The organism is Brachybacterium sp. (assembly GCF_036379615.1).
Classification (GTDB): domain Bacteria; phylum Actinomycetota; class Actinomycetes; order Actinomycetales; family Dermabacteraceae; genus Brachybacterium.
Genome location: NZ_DASVGJ010000074.1, coordinates 23,749 through 40,846 on the forward strand (window position 1 = coordinate 23,749; position 17,098 = coordinate 40,846).

15 protein-coding genes are annotated in these 17,098 nt (G+C 70.4%); 11 read left to right on the forward strand and 4 right to left on the reverse strand.

Translation table 11 applies throughout. The annotated features are described in order from the left end of the window. Positions 1–13: 13 nt before the first annotated feature. The 6 genes from mtrB (at position 14) to secA (ending at position 9,788) form a co-directional block, all read left to right on the forward strand. Complete coding sequence (gene mtrB / locus VF289_RS17710) at positions 14–1,735, forward strand: MtrAB system histidine kinase MtrB (protein ID WP_330885474.1); 1,722 nt, start codon at positions 14–16, stop codon at positions 1,733–1,735. Next, a complete protein-coding gene (locus VF289_RS17715; RefSeq protein ID WP_330885476.1) occupies positions 1,732–3,435 on the forward strand; it encodes an LpqB family beta-propeller domain-containing protein in 1,704 nt (567 codons plus the stop codon). The genes mtrB and VF289_RS17715 overlap by 4 nt, the downstream gene beginning before the upstream one ends. A 258-nt stretch (positions 3,436–3,693) precedes the next feature. Beyond that, complete coding sequence (locus tag VF289_RS17720) at positions 3,694–4,500, forward strand: ComF family protein (RefSeq protein WP_330885478.1); 807 nt, start codon at positions 3,694–3,696, stop codon at positions 4,498–4,500. A gap of 129 nt (positions 4,501–4,629) precedes the next feature. Then, on the forward strand, positions 4,630–5,295 hold the full coding sequence (gene hpf / locus VF289_RS17725; protein WP_330885480.1) for a ribosome hibernation-promoting factor, HPF/YfiA family: 666 nt from the start codon (positions 4,630–4,632) through the stop codon (positions 5,293–5,295). 96 nt (positions 5,296–5,391) lie between these two features. Further along, complete coding sequence (locus VF289_RS17730; RefSeq protein ID WP_330885482.1) at positions 5,392–6,639, forward strand: winged helix-turn-helix domain-containing protein; 1,248 nt, start codon at positions 5,392–5,394, stop codon at positions 6,637–6,639. Between the two features lie 113 nt (positions 6,640–6,752). Continuing rightward, positions 6,753–9,788 (forward strand): preprotein translocase subunit SecA, encoded by a 3,036-nt coding sequence (gene secA / locus VF289_RS17735; RefSeq protein ID WP_330885483.1) that lies wholly within the window; start codon positions 6,753–6,755, stop codon positions 9,786–9,788. A 1-nt stretch (position 9,789) separates the two neighbouring features. Here the strand turns inward: secA and VF289_RS17740 are convergent, their stop codons facing one another. Together VF289_RS17740 and VF289_RS17745 are read right to left on the reverse strand one after the other, a co-directional pair. Next, entirely contained in the window at positions 9,790–10,191 is a 402-nt protein-coding gene (locus tag VF289_RS17740; RefSeq protein ID WP_330885485.1) for an Rv3235 family protein, read from the reverse strand. Then, positions 10,188–11,057 carry a LysM domain-containing protein gene (locus VF289_RS17745; RefSeq protein ID WP_330885487.1) on the reverse strand — a complete coding sequence of 290 codons (870 nt, stop codon included), beginning with the start codon at positions 11,055–11,057 and terminating at the stop codon, positions 10,188–10,190. The genes VF289_RS17740 and VF289_RS17745 overlap by 4 nt, the downstream gene beginning before the upstream one ends. Positions 11,058–11,295: 238 nt before the next feature. Between VF289_RS17745 and VF289_RS17750 the strand changes: the two genes are divergently transcribed. After that, positions 11,296–11,841 (forward strand): hypothetical protein, encoded by a 546-nt coding sequence (locus VF289_RS17750; RefSeq protein WP_330885489.1) that lies wholly within the window; start codon positions 11,296–11,298, stop codon positions 11,839–11,841. 151 nt (positions 11,842–11,992) lie between these two features. Here the strand turns inward: VF289_RS17750 and VF289_RS17755 are convergent, their stop codons facing one another. Next, positions 11,993–12,232 carry a helix-turn-helix domain-containing protein gene (locus VF289_RS17755; protein WP_330885491.1) on the reverse strand — a complete coding sequence of 80 codons (240 nt, stop codon included), beginning with the start codon at positions 12,230–12,232 and terminating at the stop codon, positions 11,993–11,995. A gap of 228 nt (positions 12,233–12,460) precedes the next feature. Between VF289_RS17755 and VF289_RS17760 the strand changes: the two genes are divergently transcribed. The 3 genes from VF289_RS17760 to VF289_RS17770 all read left to right on the forward strand — a co-directional run bounded on the left by VF289_RS17760 (position 12,461) and on the right by VF289_RS17770 (position 14,863). Further along, the gene (locus tag VF289_RS17760; protein WP_330885493.1) at positions 12,461–13,102 is read left to right on the forward strand and encodes a flagellar biosynthesis protein FlgA; all 642 of its coding nucleotides are present in this window, start codon (positions 12,461–12,463) and stop codon (positions 13,100–13,102) included. Continuing rightward, a complete protein-coding gene (locus VF289_RS17765) occupies positions 13,099–14,337 on the forward strand; it encodes an AAA family ATPase (protein WP_330885495.1) in 1,239 nt (412 codons plus the stop codon). Before VF289_RS17760 ends, VF289_RS17765 begins: the two co-directional genes overlap by 4 nt. Before the next feature lie 79 nt (positions 14,338–14,416). Next, positions 14,417–14,863: a DUF6912 family protein gene (locus VF289_RS17770; protein ID WP_330885497.1), complete on the forward strand. Its 447-nt coding sequence runs from the start codon at positions 14,417–14,419 to the stop codon at positions 14,861–14,863. 12 nt (positions 14,864–14,875) lie between these two features. Here the strand turns inward: VF289_RS17770 and VF289_RS17775 are convergent, their stop codons facing one another. After that, positions 14,876–15,382, reverse strand: coding sequence for a DUF2505 domain-containing protein (locus VF289_RS17775; protein WP_330885499.1), 507 nt, complete (start codon positions 15,380–15,382; stop codon positions 14,876–14,878). Positions 15,383–15,521: 139 nt separating this feature from the next. On the opposite strand from VF289_RS17775, the gene VF289_RS17780 reads away from it, so the two are divergent. Further along, complete coding sequence (locus VF289_RS17780; RefSeq protein WP_330885501.1) at positions 15,522–17,015, forward strand: sensor histidine kinase; 1,494 nt, start codon at positions 15,522–15,524, stop codon at positions 17,013–17,015. The last annotated feature ends 83 nt before the right edge of the window (positions 17,016–17,098 follow it).

Consider the following 17,098-nt stretch of genomic DNA (forward strand, 5'->3'; position numbering starts at 1 on the left):
CGTCGGCCGATCCGTGAGCACCGCCGGCGGCGGCAGCGAGATCGCGCCCGACACCATGCGCGCGGTTCTCGATGCCGATCCCCGCAGCTGGCCGCTCGCCCTGCGGGTGGTGCTGGTGACGACCCTGCTGTCGATCGTCGCGCTCCTCACGGTGGGCGCCTACCTGTCCTCGGTGATCGCCGACGGGCTGTACGAGCAGCGCCGGGACCGGGTGCTCGAGGAGACCCTCGAGGTGAGGAACGATCTCACCGACACCCTCACGCAGGTCTCGGGCGCCACCAGCACTCAGCAGCAGGATGCGGTGAGCTCCTTCGTGCAGACCACGGGCGGACAGGGCGGGGGCGACCGTCGCGAGGTGGCACTGGTCCCGGTGGAGACCACCGGGACCGTCTTCCCTGTGGCCTCCTCGGATCGCACCCTCTTCGACGAGGTCGACGACGGTCTCGCGGCGACGGTCTCCGAGCAGCCGGACTCGATCTCCTGGCGCTCGATCGGCCGTGAGGACGCGGCGGGGAACACCGCCCCGGCGCTCCTGGTCGGCACCCGGGTGATGATTCCCGGCGCGGGCTCCTACGACCTCTATCTCGTCTACTCCATGCAGGAGGAGCAGGAGACCCTCGCCTTCGTCCAGCGAGTGATCCTCGGCGGCGGCGCCGTGCTGCTGGCGCTGATCGTCGGCATCGCGATCGTCGTCGCCCGGATGGTCACCACCCCGCTGAAGCGGGCGGCGCATGCGGCGGAGAGGATGGCCGCTGGAGATCTGACCAGCCGGGTCGAGGTCTCCGGCGGGGACGAGCTGGCGCGGGTGGGCGAGTCGTTCAACGACATGGCGCGCAGCCTCGAGCAGAAGGTCGACGATCTCACCGAGCTCTCCCACGTCCAGCAGCGCTTCGTCGCCGACGTCTCCCACGAGCTGCGCACCCCGCTGACCACCATCCGCATGGCGTCCTCGGTGCTCGATGCCCGGCGAGAGAGCCTGCCCGGAGATCTGCAGCGCACCGTGGAGCTCCTCGCCACCCAGGTGGAGCGCTTCGAGGTGCTGCTCGCGGACCTGCTGGAGATCTCGCGCTTCGATGCCGGGGCGGCGGTCCTGGAAGCGCATCGAGAGGACATCGACGCGCTCGTCGAGCGTGCGCTCGAGGACGTCCGGCCGCTGGCGAGCGCCCGCGGCTGCCTGCTGGACGTGCGCATGGCCGGTGCGGACACGGGCGCGATGGTGGACGGGCGACGCATCGACCGGATCCTGCGCAATCTGCTCACCAATGCTCTCGAGCACGGCGCGGGCCACCCGGTCCTGGTGCAGACCGCGGCGGACGAGGAGTCCGTGGCCGTGGTCGTCCAGGATCATGGGCACGGCATCTCGCCGGAGGATGCCCAGCACGTCTTCGACCGGTTCTGGCGGGCGGACCCGTCCCGGGCCAGGACCCTCGGGGGCACCGGACTGGGCCTGTCGATCTCGGTCGAGGACGCGCACCTGCACGAGGGTTGGCTGCAGGCCTGGGGACAGGAGGGGCAGGGGGCGGTGTTCCGGCTCACCGTCCCGCGCCGTCCCGGGACGGTGCTGTCCCGCTCGCCGCTCCACCTCGAACGCTCCTTCGATCGCACCCAGGCCGACGAGGCGGTCTCCACCACTCCCACGGGGGAGATCAGGATCGGTCCGGAGATGCTCCCGGACCTGGACGAGGCCGAGGGAGACCGGTTCGAGGGATCCGGAGACGGAGGGGTCGAGCGATGAGACCAGCACGACGAGATGTGCTGCGAGCGGCCGGCGCCGCCGCAGTGCTCGGGCTGGGCACGGCCTGTGCGCGGATCCCCACGGATTCGCCGATCGCCAGCCGGACCCTGAGCGGGAAGTCCCAGCCCGGCGCCCCGTACGTGCGTGCGCTGCCGCCGGCACCGGATGCCACTGCGCAGGAGGTGGTCTCCGGGTTCGTCCAGGCGGGAGTGGGGTCGGAGGACGACTTCGCGGTGGCCCGCGACTACCTCACCGAAGCCGCCTCGGAGGTATGGGACCCGTCCGCCCTGATCACGATCTACTCCGGGTCCCAGGAGCTCCGGGTGGAGCCGGCCGCGGACGGCCGACTCTCGGTGGTGCTCCAGGTGGTCGCGCTGGTGGACGCGCGGGGGGTGCGGAACCAGCTGTCGAGCCCGTCCTCCCGTGAGATGGAGGTCGCGATCGAGGAGGTCGAGGGGCAGTGGCGCCTGAGCGAGGTCCCCGATGGGATCTTCCTGTCCGAGGCGGCGTTCGAGACGCTGTACGGTCCGGCCCGCCTGTACTTCCTCGATCCCCGCGAGCAGCATCTGGTGCCCGATCATCGCTGGTTCCCGCTGCGCCGCGGCGCCGCCGCAGTGCTCGAGGGACTGGCCGACGGGCCGTCAGCCTTCCTCGAGTCGGCGGTGACGAGCCAGGTGCCGAAGACCTCCGGGGTCACCGACGCCACCACGACCACCGGTCCCGACGGATCGGCGCAGATCACTGTGCCCACCGCCATCCAGAACCTGGCGAGCCGTCCTCGGGCGCTCGCCCTCTTCCAGCTGGAGGCCTCGCTGCGCTCCCTGCGCTCCCTGTCCGGGGTGCGCCTGGTGCACGACGGTCAGGAGCTGACGCTCGACGAGGACACACGGATCGAAAGAGCCCTCCCGGGCCATCGGCCGATCGCTGCGGGGCCCACCGGGATCATCTCGCTCTCCGATGCCGGAGCGGAGGCCCCGGCGGTGCAGCTGGTCCCCGCGCTCGGCGAGGTCGAGGTCTCCGCTCCCGCGATCGGTCAGGACGGAATCCTCGCGGCGGCGCTGGATCCTGCGGGATCGACCGTCCTGATCGCCACCACGGACGACTCCCTGCCCATGAGGGAGGCGGCCACCGGCGGCGCCTTCGTCGCTCCCCGGGTGGACGATGCCGGATACGTCTGGACTGCGACCCGGTCCAGCCCGGGTGCGCTGCTCGCGCTGTCCGGGCAGGGTCCTGATCTCGACGCGAAGGTCGATGCGCCGTGGCTCGCTGGGCGCACGATCCGCACCCTCGACGTCGCCGCCGACGCGACCAGGATGATCGTGCTCTCCACGGACTCCGCGGGTGCGCGAGTAGACCTGTGTGCGGTGGTGCGGGATACCGAGGGAGTGCCCAGCTCGCTCACCGAACCGACGACGGTGCGCACCCTCCTCACCGACGTCACCCAGGTGAGCTGGTATGACGAGGTCGCGCTGATCATGCTCGGCACCGAGCCCTCGGCCGAGGAGCGCCGGGCGCAGATCGTCGACTTCGCGAGCGGGCAGGAGTCCCTGCCGCTCCTGGTGCCCGGGACCGACCGTCTCGCCGGGTCGGTGGTGGCCGATGCGGTGTGGGCCGGCACGAGCGACGGCGAACTCCTGCGCAGCGACGGGGAGGGCTGGACTGCCGTCGACCAGACAGGTCGCGACCCCTCCTTCTACTGAGTCGCCTCTGGCTGCTGAGGCACTGCAGGTTGCCGGGGTCTCGGCAGCCGGGGGCCGACGGTTCCTCCCCAGCACGACCGCGTCCACCGCCCGCCGCGTCCGGGCCCGTGCCGGCCGGGAATGCGCTGGGATCGCCTCATGGAAACCGGTACAGCCCACGGTGAGGCGTCCGCCAGCGGCGACAACGTGCGCGGCAGGCATCGGGGCACTCGGCATCGCGGTGCCCGCGAGGAGCATCGAGGATCCCCGCTTCACGAGATGATCGCCCAGACCTGCGGACTCATCGCTCCGCGACAGTGCCCGTGCGGCCAGGAGGGGACCTGGCTGTGCCCAGGCTGCGAGGCTCTGCTGCATGCCGGGCCCCGCCGGGTCGAGACCTGCTGCGACGCGCTCCAGGTGCTCTCCGCCGCTCGCGTGCGGGAGGAGAGCCGCGATGGTGCGCCGCTCCCTGCCGGGGTCGACCACAGCCCGCTGCTGCCCGTGCTGGCGCTGGGGGAGTACGGAGGGGATCTGCAGCGGATCGTGCTGGCCTGGAAGAACGGAGGAATGCTGCACCTGGGGCGCCGGATCGCGCCCGCACTGGCTCCGGCGGTCCACCGCCTCGCCGAGGCCACCGGCGTCGCCGGCCCGTCGCTGGTGCCCGTTCCCTCCCGGCGCAGTGCACGGCTGCGTCGCGGGGAGGACCACACCGCCGAACTGGTCCGAGCGATCGAGCGTACGGGGGCCGGGAGCGCCCTGCTGCTGAAGGCCCGGCCCACCACGGGTCAGGAAGGGCAGGGATCGAGGCAGCGCAGGACCCGGAGGATCCGGCTCGAGGGGCGTCGCGCAGGCTCCGCGGGTCGCCGCCGGGAGCCGGTCATCATCGTCGATGACGTCGTCACCACCGGCTCCACGCTGCGGGGCATGCATGAGGCGCTCACCGGCGCCGGCATGGACGTGCTGGGGGCAGTGGTGGTCGCCTCCGCGCGGCTGCCCGGCGAGAGTGTCGGGCTCGGGCGGGTGGAGAGCCTCGAGGCGGAGGAGGACCGGAGGAGACCGGACGAACGGACAGGAAACATGGAGTGAATCGTGGCATGCTGGTGGCACTCGCCACATCAGCGCGGGACCCCCTTCCTCAGGAGGTGCGACACCAGCCGAAGAGCCATCGCGGCCGGGCTCAGAGCGGCCGCATCCTGATAGGAGGAGAACCCACTCATGGAGATCAATGTCGTCGGACGCCACATGGACGTCCCGGATCGATTCCGCCGTCATCTCACCGACAAGCTCGACAAGGTCACCCAGTTCGCCCCCGCGGCACTCCGCGTGGACGTCGAGATCTCACAGGAGAAGAACCCCAGGCAGGCCGAGCTCAGCGACAGGGTCGAGCTCACCGTGCACGAGAACGGCGCGGTGATCCGCTCCGAGGCGCGGGCGGACGATCTGTACGGGGCCCTGGACGTCGCTTACGGAAGACTCCTCGAACGCCTGCGGCGCGCCCGTGACCGTCGCAAGGACCACCGCCGGGGCCGCGACCGAGCGCACCAGGAGACCGCGGCGAGCCTGCGGACCATGCCGGCCGATCAGGACCTGCCCGCCGCCCTCCGGCAGGAGGAGTCGCCGCAGGAGCCCGCGACGGAGCCGGCAGCCGATGTCGACGGGAACGAGATCGACCTCGCGGAGGCCGGCAGTCCGGTCGTCATCCGGAAGAAGAAGCATCCCGCCACCCCGATGAGCATCGACGACGCGCTCAATCGGATGGAGCTGGTGGGACATGACTTCTTCCTCTTCGTCGACGCCGACTCGGGCAGCCCGAAGGTCGTCTACCGTCGCAAGGGCTGGAACTACGGCATCATCGAGCTGGAGTCCGAGCTGACCGCCTGACCTCCCCTCATCGACCACGGGGCGGGAGGAGCCCAGAAGGCTCCTCCCGCCCTCCCACGTCCGCACAGCGCCCGACCCCGCAGGAGCACATCGCTGATGAGCCCGACCCTCACCTGGACCCGCGCTCGTCGGATCGCTCTGCGCTCGCAGGGGATGGGGAGAGCTCGTCGCAGCGATCCGCCGACACCGGCCACCAGCCGTCGCGCGCTCGCACGCACCCTGGAGCGCACCCACATGCTCCAGATCGATTCGGTCAGCGTGTTCGCTCGGGCGCACCACCTCCCCGTCTTCACCCGCACCGGACGGTGGGATCCCGCCATCCTGGAGAGTGCCGTCCGTCCCGGACCGCGGCGAACGCTGCGTGAGAGCTTCGCCCACGAAGCGACCTATGCCGTCCCCGAGGTGCATCGCCAGCTCGCCTTCCGCCGCCGCGCCACCTCCGAACGGGACTGGAGCGTGCTGCGGGAGATCGCGACCTCCTCACCGCATCTGTTTCCGCGGATCCGGGAAGTGCTGGCGGACATCGGGCCCGCGAGCGCGACCGCCGTGACCCAGCATCTCGGCGACACGGAGCGCGGCGAGGGCTGGGGGTGGCGCCGCACGTCCACGCAATGGGCGGTGGAGTACCTGTTCCGCACCGGAGAGCTGGACTGCGTGGGCCGTTCCGGACAGTTCGAGCGCCTCTACTCGCTGGAGACGGCCGAGGACGCCCCACCCGAGCCGGAGATCGCGATCCGCGAGCTGGTCGGCCGGGCGGCCCGTTCGCTCGGCATCGCGGAGATCGCATCCATCGCGGACTACTTCCGGCTCCGGCGGAGGGAGATCGCCCCCGCCGTCGAGCATCTCGTCGCGCAGGGTGAGCTCGAGGAGGTGGTCGTCGGCCACCCTGCCGGGGACCGCACGATGCTGCTGCACCGCGAGGCCCCGGCCCCTGCACCACTGGATGTCGCCGCGCTGGTCAGCCCGTTCGATCCGATCGTCTTCCATCGCCCGCGGCTCTCCCATCTCTTCGACGTCGAGTATCGGATCGGCATCTACACCCCGGCCGCGAAGCGCACCACCGGCTATTACGCTCTGCTCTTCCTGCTCGGCGACCTGATCCCGGCCCGTGTGGATCTGAAAGCGGACCGGGTCCGAGGCGTGCTCGAGGTGCGCGGCGCGTACAAGGAGCCGCTGCCGCACCTGCCCGAGCGTCGTCGGCCCGAGGACTGTGCGGTCACGGAAGCGCTCGCCGGAGAGCTCCGCCGTGCCGCGGACTGGCAGGGCCTGGCGGGCATCGAGGTCCTCACCGGCCCGGGGACGGGCGAGCTCTCGGACGCGCTGGAGGCGGCCCTTCGTGGCTGAGCCGAATCGGCGTGACGATGCGCGCAGGTGGTCACCTTCGCCGACGGTGACGCTTACGATGGGTCAGGCACCAGCCGCCCGCACGGGCGGATCCGCGATCTACGGGAGCACGAGTGGTCAACCTCTTCGACAAGATCCTGCGCGCCGGCGAAGGCCGGGAACTGCGCAGGCTCGAAGCCATCGCCCAGCGAGTGGGAGAGGCGGAGGACGTCTTCGCGGAGCTCACCGACGATGAGCTCCGCGCCGAGACGGACCACTTCAAGGAACGCCTCGACGACGGCGAGAGCCTCGATGACATCCAGGTGGAGGCCTTCGCGGCAGTGCGCGAAGCCGCTCTGCGCACGCTCGGCCAGAGGCCCTACGACGTGCAGATCATGGGCGGCGCCGCGCTGCACCGCGGCCGCATCGCCGAGATGAAGACGGGCGAGGGCAAGACCCTCGTCGCGACCCTTCCCGCCTACCTCAACGCCCTGGCCGGCAAGGGCGTCCACATCGTCACCGTGAACGACTACCTCGCCGGCTACCAGAGCGACCTGATGGGCCGCGTGTTCCGCTTCCTGGGACTGACCACCGGCGTGATCAAGTCCGGGATGACCCCTGCCGAGCGTCGTGAGCAGTACTCCGCGGACATCACCTACGGCACGAACAACGAGTTCGGCTTCGACTACCTGCGCGACAACATGGCGCTGAAGCCGGAGGACCGGGTCCAGCGCGGGCACTTCTTCGGGATCGTCGACGAGGTCGACTCGATCCTCATCGATGAGGCGCGCACGCCGCTGATCATCTCGGGCCCCGGGTCCGGAGACGCCAACAAGTGGTTCAGCGAGTTCGCGAAGGTCGTGAAGCTCCTGCGCAAGGATCGCGACTACGAGGTCGATGAGAAGAAGCGCACCGTCGGCGTGCTCGAGTCGGGGATCGACAAGGTCGAGGACCATCTCGGCATCGAGAACCTCTACGAGTCGCTGAACACGCCGCTGATCGGGTTCCTGAACAATGCCATCAAGGCGAAGGAGCTGTTCAAGCGGGACAAAGACTACGTGGTCCTCAACGGCGAGGTGATGATCGTCGACGAGCACACCGGTCGCATCCTCGCCGGCCGCCGCTACAACGAGGGCATGCACCAGGCGATCGAGGCCAAGGAGGGGGTGAAGATCAAGGCGGAGAACCAGACCCTCGCCACGATCACCCTCCAGAACTACTTCAAGCTCTACGAGAAGCTCTCGGGCATGACCGGCACCGCCGAGACCGAGGCCGCCGAGTTCATGAACACCTACAACCTGGGTGTGGTGCCGATCCCCACGCACCGGGAGATGCAGCGCGCTGACGAGCCGGACCGCATCTACCGCACGGAGAAGGCGAAGTTCGATGCGGTCGTCGAGGACATCGTCGAACGTCATGAGACGGGCCAGCCGGTGCTGGTGGGGACCACCAGCGTCGAGAAGTCCGAGTATCTCGCCAAGCTGCTGAGCGCGCAGGGCGTCGAGCACGAGGTGCTCAATGCCAAGAACCATGCCGGCGAGGCCGCGATCGTGGCGATGGCCGGAGCGAAGGGCGCCGTCACCGTCGCCACGAACATGGCCGGTCGCGGCACCGACATCATGCTCGGCGGGAACGTCGAGTTCATGGCGCATGCGGAGCTCGAGAAGCGCGGACTCGACGCGGAAGAGGACCAGGAGGCTTACGAGGCCGCCTGGGACGAGGAGCTCGCGCGGGCCAAGCAGGCCGTGGCCGAGCAGCATGACGAGGTGGTCGAGGCCGGGGGACTGTACGTCCTGGGCACCGAACGTCACGAGTCACGCCGCATCGACAACCAGCTGCGCGGTCGGTCAGGTCGCCAGGGCGACCCGGGCGAGTCCCGCTTCTACCTCTCGCTCCAGGACGACCTGATGCGACTGTTCAACTCGGGGGCCGCGGAGTCGCTGCTGGCACGCGGCGGGGTGGACGAGTCGATCCCGCTCACCGGACGGATGGTCTCCGGCGCGATCCAGCGTGCGCAGAACTCGATCGAGTCGCGCAACGCCGAGATCCGCAAGAACGTCCTGAAGTACGACGACGTGCTCACCAAGCAGCGCAAGAAGTTCTACGAGGAGCGTTCGAGGATCCTCGAGGGCGAGGCTCTCGAGGAGCACGTCGAGCGCTTCATCGACGAGGTCATCGGGGGCACCGTCGATGCCCACACCCAGGGCAAGACGGCCGAGGACGTCGACCTCGACGAGCTGTGGGGCGCTCTGCGGCCTGCCTATCCCGTCTCGCTCACCGCGGAGGAGCTGATCGAGGAGGTGGACGGCAAGGAGAACCTCACCGCGAGCGTGCTGCGGGAGGAGATCCTCGCCGATGCCCGAGTCGCCTATGAGAAGCGTCGTGAGGAGCTCGGCGAGGAGGGCCTCAAGCAGCTGCAGCGTCGGGTCCTGCTCTCGGTCCTGGACCGCCGTTGGCGGGAGCACCTCTACGAGATGGACTATCTCAAGGAGGGCATCGGGCTGCGCGCGATGGCCCAGCGCGATCCGCTCATCGAGTACGAGCGCGAGGGCCACCTCATGTTCAACGACATGATGGCCGGAGTGAAGGAGGACGTGGTCGGCTACGTCTACCACCTCGAGGTCCAGGTGGAGAAGGCTGAGCCCGTGGTACCGAAGGCCGTCAGCGACCTGCTGCGCAGCGCGGCGAAGGTCGCCAGCGACGCGAGCGCTGCCGTGGCGGCGACCGCGACCACGACGTCCAGCTCCGACACCCCCCGGGCGGCGGCGGACGGCACCTCCGGCGACGGTGGTGCTGACGGTGGTGCTGACGACAACGCCGATGCCGCGTCCGAGGATGACGCCTCCGCAAACATCTCGGGTGTGCAGGAGGGCGACTCCACGGACGAGGCAGCGGATCAGCTTGCCCAGGAGAACACCGTGATGCTTCGCGCCAAGGGACTGGACGACGGCCCCACCGAACGACAGCTGAGGTACACCTCGGCCGAGGGCAGCGGAGTCCAGGACACCGGGTCGATGTCCCGCGCACAGCGCCGTCACCATGAGCGCCATCATCGGGACGACGCCTCGCACACCGACGCGCACGACAAGGTGCAGGACAAGCCCGAAGGCGCTCCGCAGGGCAACGGGAGCAACCGGGCCCAGCGTCGGGCCAAGCGCAGGAGGCGCTGAGTCAGCCGATCTCGAGCACCGTCACGCGCCATCCCGTGTGGCGCAGTTCCCAGCGCATGGCGAGGAACCGTGCGCGTTCAGGTTCTCGCAGCACACAGCTCGCCTCGACGGTCTGCGCATTGACGACGCAGATCCGGACGCCGGTGACCATGAGCTGCCTCGTCGGTGCGAAACCGGTGGTCGCGCGGAGTCGGCGGGTGAGTGCCGCCCGCCGCGCCAGGAGCTGACCGACCTCGGGGGTGACGAGACGGGACAGAGAGTTCTCGGGGCGCATGTCCCGCACGATCTCGACCGCTCGCCGGGCCACCGGGGCGACCAGCTGCTCGACGGAACGAGGATCGTCCGGGGCGAAGCCCGCGGAGCGGGAGAGGGCGTGGGCAGGGCGCTGGTCTGTGGTGGTCACGGTGTGTCCTGAGGGATGAGTGAGGCGGGGACGGTGAGTTCCTGACCGGGACGCAGCTGGTCCGGATCCTGACCGATCAGGTCCCGGTTCGCGTGGTGCAGCAGGGGCCAGGCCTCGGCGATCTCGGCAGCATCGGAGGTGCCGGGTCCGAGCAGATCATCGGAGATGCTCCAGAGGCTGTCGCCAGGCAGGACGACCACAGTGCGTGGGGACCGCTCCGACGTGGCTGCTCCGGCATGCTGACCATCCCCGCCCTTGTGATCATCGCCCTGCTCCGTCGCCGCCGCGGCGGAGGGACTGTCATCGCCCCAGCCCAGGGGTGGCAGGGGCGCTACCGGTTCCGCCTGACCCGAGACGTCCTCGCCGTCCTGGGCCGCGGCCTCCGGCGCAGGATCTGTCGACGGCCCCTCCGTGGAGACCAGTTCCGCGGTCTGGGCGATCGGGACCGGCTCCGGTGCGGGCTCGGAGGTCTGGGTGTTCTGAGAGGCCATCCCGGAGGTGAACGTCAGGGCGGTGGCGGCCGTGGCGACCGCTGCACCGGTGGCGAGACGACGTGCGAGGCGAGGCGCCAGGATCCGCAATGCCCCCAGCAGGGCGGTCCCGGAGCGGGTCGCCGGCCCGATCACGAGGATCGCGGTGGCGAGACCCCAGATCAGGGCGAGATAGAGGCAGAGCAGCACTCCCAGCCCGGCGAGGCCGATCAGCACCCACGAGATCAGTGCGTCCTCGCCCTGGGCGGAACGGGCGGTGCGCTGCATCGAGGCGAGCACGGCCCCCATGGCCAGTGCGCCCGCTGCGGCGAGGATCGCGCCCGCCAGGCTCGGTCCGAGCCTGGCCGGTTCCGGTGTTGAAGTGTCGTCTCGCATGGAGCCCCCTGAAGTGGACGTTCAGACCGCAGATCACACCAACTGGGCGATTCAATGCAGTTTGATCGAGTTTGATGGTGGTCACTCTCTGTAAGGGCAAAGTAGTCGCATGTGACGAGATTCGCAATGCCGGGCGGGTCGCGTGTGGACACGGACGGGTCGGGGAGGAGACATCGCGAGAGGGACCGTGGAGGAGGGCCTGCGGAGGGGAGCGAGCAGGCGGGCCTAGAGTGGTCCCATGCGATTCGAGCGGATCTTCGACGACCTCGAGGGCCAGTTCGCGCACCAGCAGCAGGAAGAGGTGCGCGCGGTCTCGGAGGACCTCACCCGTGCGGAACAGGCTCAGCTGACCCTCTCGGACCGTCTGCGAGGAGCCGGCACGCATCCGGTGACCCTGCACCTCGACGCGGCACTGCGGGTGGGAGGGACGGTCGCTGAGGTCGGTCAGGGATGGGTCGCGCTCGCCGGCGAGGGAGGTGCGAGGAAGGCCGTCGTCCCGTTCGCCGCCATCGCCCTGGTCGAGGGACTGCCCTCCCGGGCGCGTCCTGCCGAGGAGTCTCTCCGCTCGCCCCTCGGGCTGGGATCCGTGCTGCGCGAGATCGCCCGGGACCGGAGCGTGGTGCATCTGGAGACGGCAGCCGGCCGCGTGATCGGGCGCATCTCAGCGGTCGGCGCGGACACCCTCGACCTGCGATCCCTGCCGACGGGGGAGTCGATGGCCGTGCCGGGCTCCTCGCGGATCACCGTCACGATCCCGGCGCTGCGCGCCGTCCTGCTCCGCTGAAGGGTCAGCTGCTGCACTGGATGGTGGGCGGCTGCGCCGAGCAATCAGCCGCTGCACTGGATGGTGAGCTGCAGTATCGGATGATCAACAACCGCGCGGAACGCTCAGGCGCGTTCAGGGTGGGCAGGACGCTCCGGGGAGGGCGCGGGATTCACTGCTTCCCGTCGGCCTTCGCGCGCTCCTGACGTCGCTCCTCCTCGAGGATGTTCGCCGTGGCGTCATAGCTGCGCTGGATGTACGACTCGATCTCCGAGACCTCCACCCGCCACTGCCCCCGGCCGCCCACCTTGATCGCTCGCAGCTCTCCGGAGCGCACCAGGGCATAGGCCTGCGAGGCGGAGATCGAGAGCATCTCCGCGACATCGCTCAGCGGGACGAAACGTGGAGGCATCGACGGCCCTTCCTATGGGTCGCACCTGGGGCGGGACATGCACAGTCTCTCATCTTCGGGCGGTCTCGACGTCGTGGCTGTGGACGGCCGGTGCTCCAGCGCGCTGCGACGAACCCCCCGGCTGAAGTTCTCCACAATGCGCCGCATCCGCCCCACCGGCGGCCCGGCTGACGTACTCTCCGGTCAGATCCGCGGCCAGAGCGGCCGGGGCGAGGGGAGGGATTCGCAGTGGGGGCCACCGCAGCGATGATGAGGCTGCGCACGCCGCGTTGGAAGGACCCGCGACTGATCGTCGGGATCGTCCTCGTCGTGGCGAGCGTGCTGATGGGAGCCGGCTTGGTCTCCAGGATGTCGGAGACGACCCCGGTGCTCATCGCACGGTCCGCGGTCGTTCCGGGGGACTCCCTGGAATCCGCCGACCTGGTCGCGGTCGATCTCCGCCTGGCCGACCAGACCGATCACTACCTCGGCACGCTCGAGGCGATCCCGGACGGCGCCGTCGCCACGCGAACGATCCGGCCCGGGGAGCTGGTGCCGATGTCGGCCATCGGGCAGTCGGACGACGTGCCGCTGCGGCCGGTGGTGATCCCGGTGGATGCGGCCGTGGCCGAGTCCGTCGTCCCCGGGGCGACGGTGGAGCTCTGGCACACCTCCCCGACCACCGACGACGGTGCCGACGCGGAGGCCCAGCTGCTGGTCGCCGATGCCGTGGTCCGGCGCATCGACGAAGGCAGCTCCCTCGGGATGCGTGCCATGTCCGTCGAGGTGCTCGTGCCTGCGGACTCCCTCGGAGAGGTGCTCGAGGTGCTCTCGAAGGACGAGCGCCTGGACGTCATCGGCGTCCCCGGAGCCCACGGACTCGCCCCATGATCGATATCGTCCTGTGCGCCTCCGGCAGCGATGAGGTCCGCATCGTCCACGATCTCGCAGTGGACCGGGATCGCCCGGCGCGGGTCGTGCGTCGCTGCGCCGACCTCGCGGAGACTCTCGCGGTGACCGCCGCCGGCATCGGCGACGTCGTCCTGATCGACGTGACGGTCAGGGGGCTCGGCCGTGATGTCCTCACCTCCATGATGAGGGATGCGGCGGTGGTCGGCATGCGACCCGTGGATGCCCCGGACACGACGGCGCTGGGGCTGCGTCACGTGGTCCCGGCGGAGGCGTCGGTCCAGGAGATCCTCGCGGCCATCGAATCGGCGTCGGTCGGGGAGCAGGAGGATGCTGAGGCGTGGGTGCAGGAGGCGGCTCCTGACTCGCCGGGGCCTCGGGGTCGTGTGCTGGCCGTCTGGGGGCCCGTCGGCTCCCCGGGCCGGTCGACGATCGCGGTGAATCTCGCCGCCGAGGCGGCCGCGGCGGGACGGGAGACGGTCCTGGTGGATGCGGACACCTACGGACCTGCGCTCAGCCAGATGCTGGGAGTGCTCGACGAGGCTCCCGGGATCGTCGCGGCAGCGCGAGCCCACGACCGCGACACCCTGGACTCGGACGCGCTGGACTCCCTGCTGCCGCTGGTCCAGCCCAGGCTCCGCCTGCTGAGCGGGATCGGGGTCCCCGGGCGCTGGGCGGAACTGCGCCGCACCGCGCTGGACGGGGTGTGGGGTGCACTGGCACGTCGCGGCGAGCTGGTGATCGCCGACGTCGCCGCCGTGCTGGAGGAGGATGAGGAGCTCAGCTACGACACCGCCGCACCACAGCGAAACGCAGCGGCCATCAGCGCGCTGGAGGCCGCCGATGCAGTGCTCGCCGTGGTCTCCGCGGATCCCGTGAGCATCACCCGACTGCTGCGGGATCAGGCCCGTCTCGAGGAGCTCGGGGTCCAGGAGCTACATGTCGTGGTCAACAGAATCGGGTCCCCGGTGCCGGGGGACAGGATCCGGGATCTGATCGCCTCGCGTCTGCCCGTGGCCTCCCTGAACCTGCTCCCCGATGATCCCGTCGCCTGCCGCACCGCGGCGTGGGACGGGGCGCTGCTGGCGGAGTCCGCCTCGCGCTCCGCGCTGCGGCGGGGACTGCGAGATCTCGCGGACTCGCCCGCGGTGCAGGGGGCGCCGGACGCAGCGGTGCCGGAGCCCGCACGCGCAGGACCGGAGCGGCGGACCCGGTGAGGGGACGGATCCGGTGAGGGAACGGATCCGGTGCGGCGATGAGTCCGGTGAGGGGCGGAGCCGGTGAGAAGATGACCCCATGAGGATCTATCTACCGCTCACCGCGCAGGACCGACCGGCGCTCGAGGCCGCTGGAGCAGTCGTCGAGCTCGCCGCGGAGCGCTCGGCGTGGGCCGTCACCACCGAGGCCCGCAGCGACAGGCCCGGCGAGGACGAGGAGGATCTCGAGTACGAGGCGCTGCAGGATGCCATCCATGTCGCCTTCACCGGCGCAGCCCCGATGTCGAGGGTGCTGGTGATCGCCGCAGACGTCCCCGATCGCGCCGTGGTCCCCGCGGGCGAGGAAGGCGGCGTCTTCGGCATCCGGCTGCGGGAGGCATCGTCGGCGAAGATCGCCAGCTTCCACGTCACCGAGCAGGATGCCGCCGCCGCGGAAGCGGATGACACCGACCCCGCCCTGCTGTGGTTCGATGCCGGCGAGGGCCGAGATGCCCTCGACTACCTGGACGCCGCAGCGACCGGCTGACGCTCCGGTGGCTCAGCCGGTGTGGGACGTCGCGTAGGTCGCGGCCGAACGCTCCTCGGCACGCAGCACCGTGGAGACGTAGGGCACGGCCGCCTTCTCCAGCCGCGGACCCAGCAGCGGGATCTTCGCCACCAGATCCCCGTCGATCTCGACGCGTGAGCTGCTGCCCTCTCCGGGCAGCAGTCGCAGCGTGCCTGTGAGTCCCGCCGGGGTACCGGCGACCTCGAGGGAGGTGGTTCCCCGCCGGCCGCCGTCGGCCTCGGGCGCTTCCCACTTCTGCACCTCGTGGATGGTCACGGAGGAGCCCACGAAGGGCCGCACGATGTCCGGCACCCGATCGGTGGGCATGGAGAGCTCGGTGCGGACGGTGAAGGCACCGGCGGGGTCCCCGTCCAGGGTCGACTCGGCAGCATTCGCCCCGAGAGTGGAGCGCCGGATCGCGGTGTACTCCGGATCGGCATACATGGTGGCCGCCGCAGTGGCGGACAGGGGGAGGTTCAACGTCTCGCGGAGCTTCATCCTGGTCCTTCCTCGGAACTGTTCATCCTCAGCCTAGGGCAGAGTCGCCGAACTCCGGACGGCCCGCCATCCCGACCTCGACGCGGTGCACCCGTGGGACGGTGACGGGGCAGCGCGCGTCGGCCCCTATCCTGTCCCCATGCCGAGTCTGTCCAAGTTCCTCGCCGACAACCGTGGTCTCTCCGAGAAGGAGGCCGACTGGTTGCAGCACCTCGTCGGCGACTGGAACCTGCTCTCCGACCTCCTGCGCTCCGACCTCGTGCTGTGGATCCAGGAGGAGGCGGGCGCCCTGGCTGTGGCGCACTGCCGCCCCGCCACCGGGTCCACGGTCTACTACGAGGACCCGGTGGGCAGCCCGAGCGACGACGGGATCGAGGGCACCGAGATCGCACGGCTGCTGCAGGGCGGCGACCCGCAGGCCAGCCCCACCGCCGTCGAGCGCGAGGGACGGGCCGCGACCGGTCTGCTGGTCCCGGTGCGCAAGAACGGGCGCACCCTCGCGGTGCTGGCGGCCGAGAGCCCGGACGGTGACAATCAGCCGTCCAACAACGAGATCAACCAGCGACGCCTCGGGCACCGCCTGCTGCAGATGCTCGAGAGCGGGGCTTTCCCCATCGAGGGTGCTCCGATCCCGCCGCGGCGCGGGGCCCCGCGGGTGGGTGACGGGGTGGTCGAGCTCGATGACGCCGGAGTGGTCCGCTGGACCTCGCCCAACGCCATCTCGGCCTTCCATCGCTTCGGCATCGAAGGCGGTATGGAGGGCATCACCCTCGCCGAGCTCTCCACCGAGGTGCTGCAGTCCCGCAGCCCGGTGGACGAGTCCCTCCCCTTGGTGCTCATGGGACGGGCCGCCTGGCGCTCGGACATGCAGGCGCGCGGCGGCACGCTGTCCCTGCGCGCGGTGCCGCTGACCGACCGCGGCAAGCGCACCGGCGCGATCATCCTGGTGCGCGATGTGACCGAGCTGCGTCGCCGCGAGCGAGAGCTGATCACGAAGGACGCGACGATCCGCGAGGTCCATCACCGGGTCAAGAACAACCTGCAGACGGTCGCGGCGCTCCTGCGGATGCAGTCGCGCAGGATGAAGACCGACGAGGCCCGCGAGGCGCTGGCCGAGGCGATGCGCCGGGTCTCGACCATCGCACTGGTCCACGAGTCGCTGTTGCAGGGGTCGCAGGAGGCGGTGCATTTCGACGAGGTGATCGACCGCTGCCTGCGGCTCGCCGTCGACGCCGCGAGCGCGACCGTCCATCGAGCGGGGACCCCGCGGCTGACCGATGCTCAGGTGGAGGTGCGCACACAGAAGATCGGACGGGTCGGCTCGCTCCGGGCGGAGGAGGCGACCCCGCTGGCGCTGGTCGTCACCGAGCTGGCCACCAACGCGGTGGAGCACGGTCTCTCGGAGACCGGTGGCACCCTCACCATCCGCAGCGAGCGCACCGGCTCGCACCTGGTCATCGTCATCGAGGACGACGGAAGCGGTATGGGCGCGGCGAAGCCGACGGGGCTGGGGACCAATATCGCGCTCACCCTGGTGCAGGGTCAGCTGGGCGGGACGCTCACCTGGGAGGATCGAGCCGAAGGCGGGACCCGGGCGATGGTGGACGTCTACCTGGACCCGCTGACCCTCTGAACCCGGTCGCTGTGTCCGGCCGATGGGGGCGCAGCGCCTGAGGCCGACCGGCGGGCTCGTCTCGCCTGCGTCTGACCGGCGTG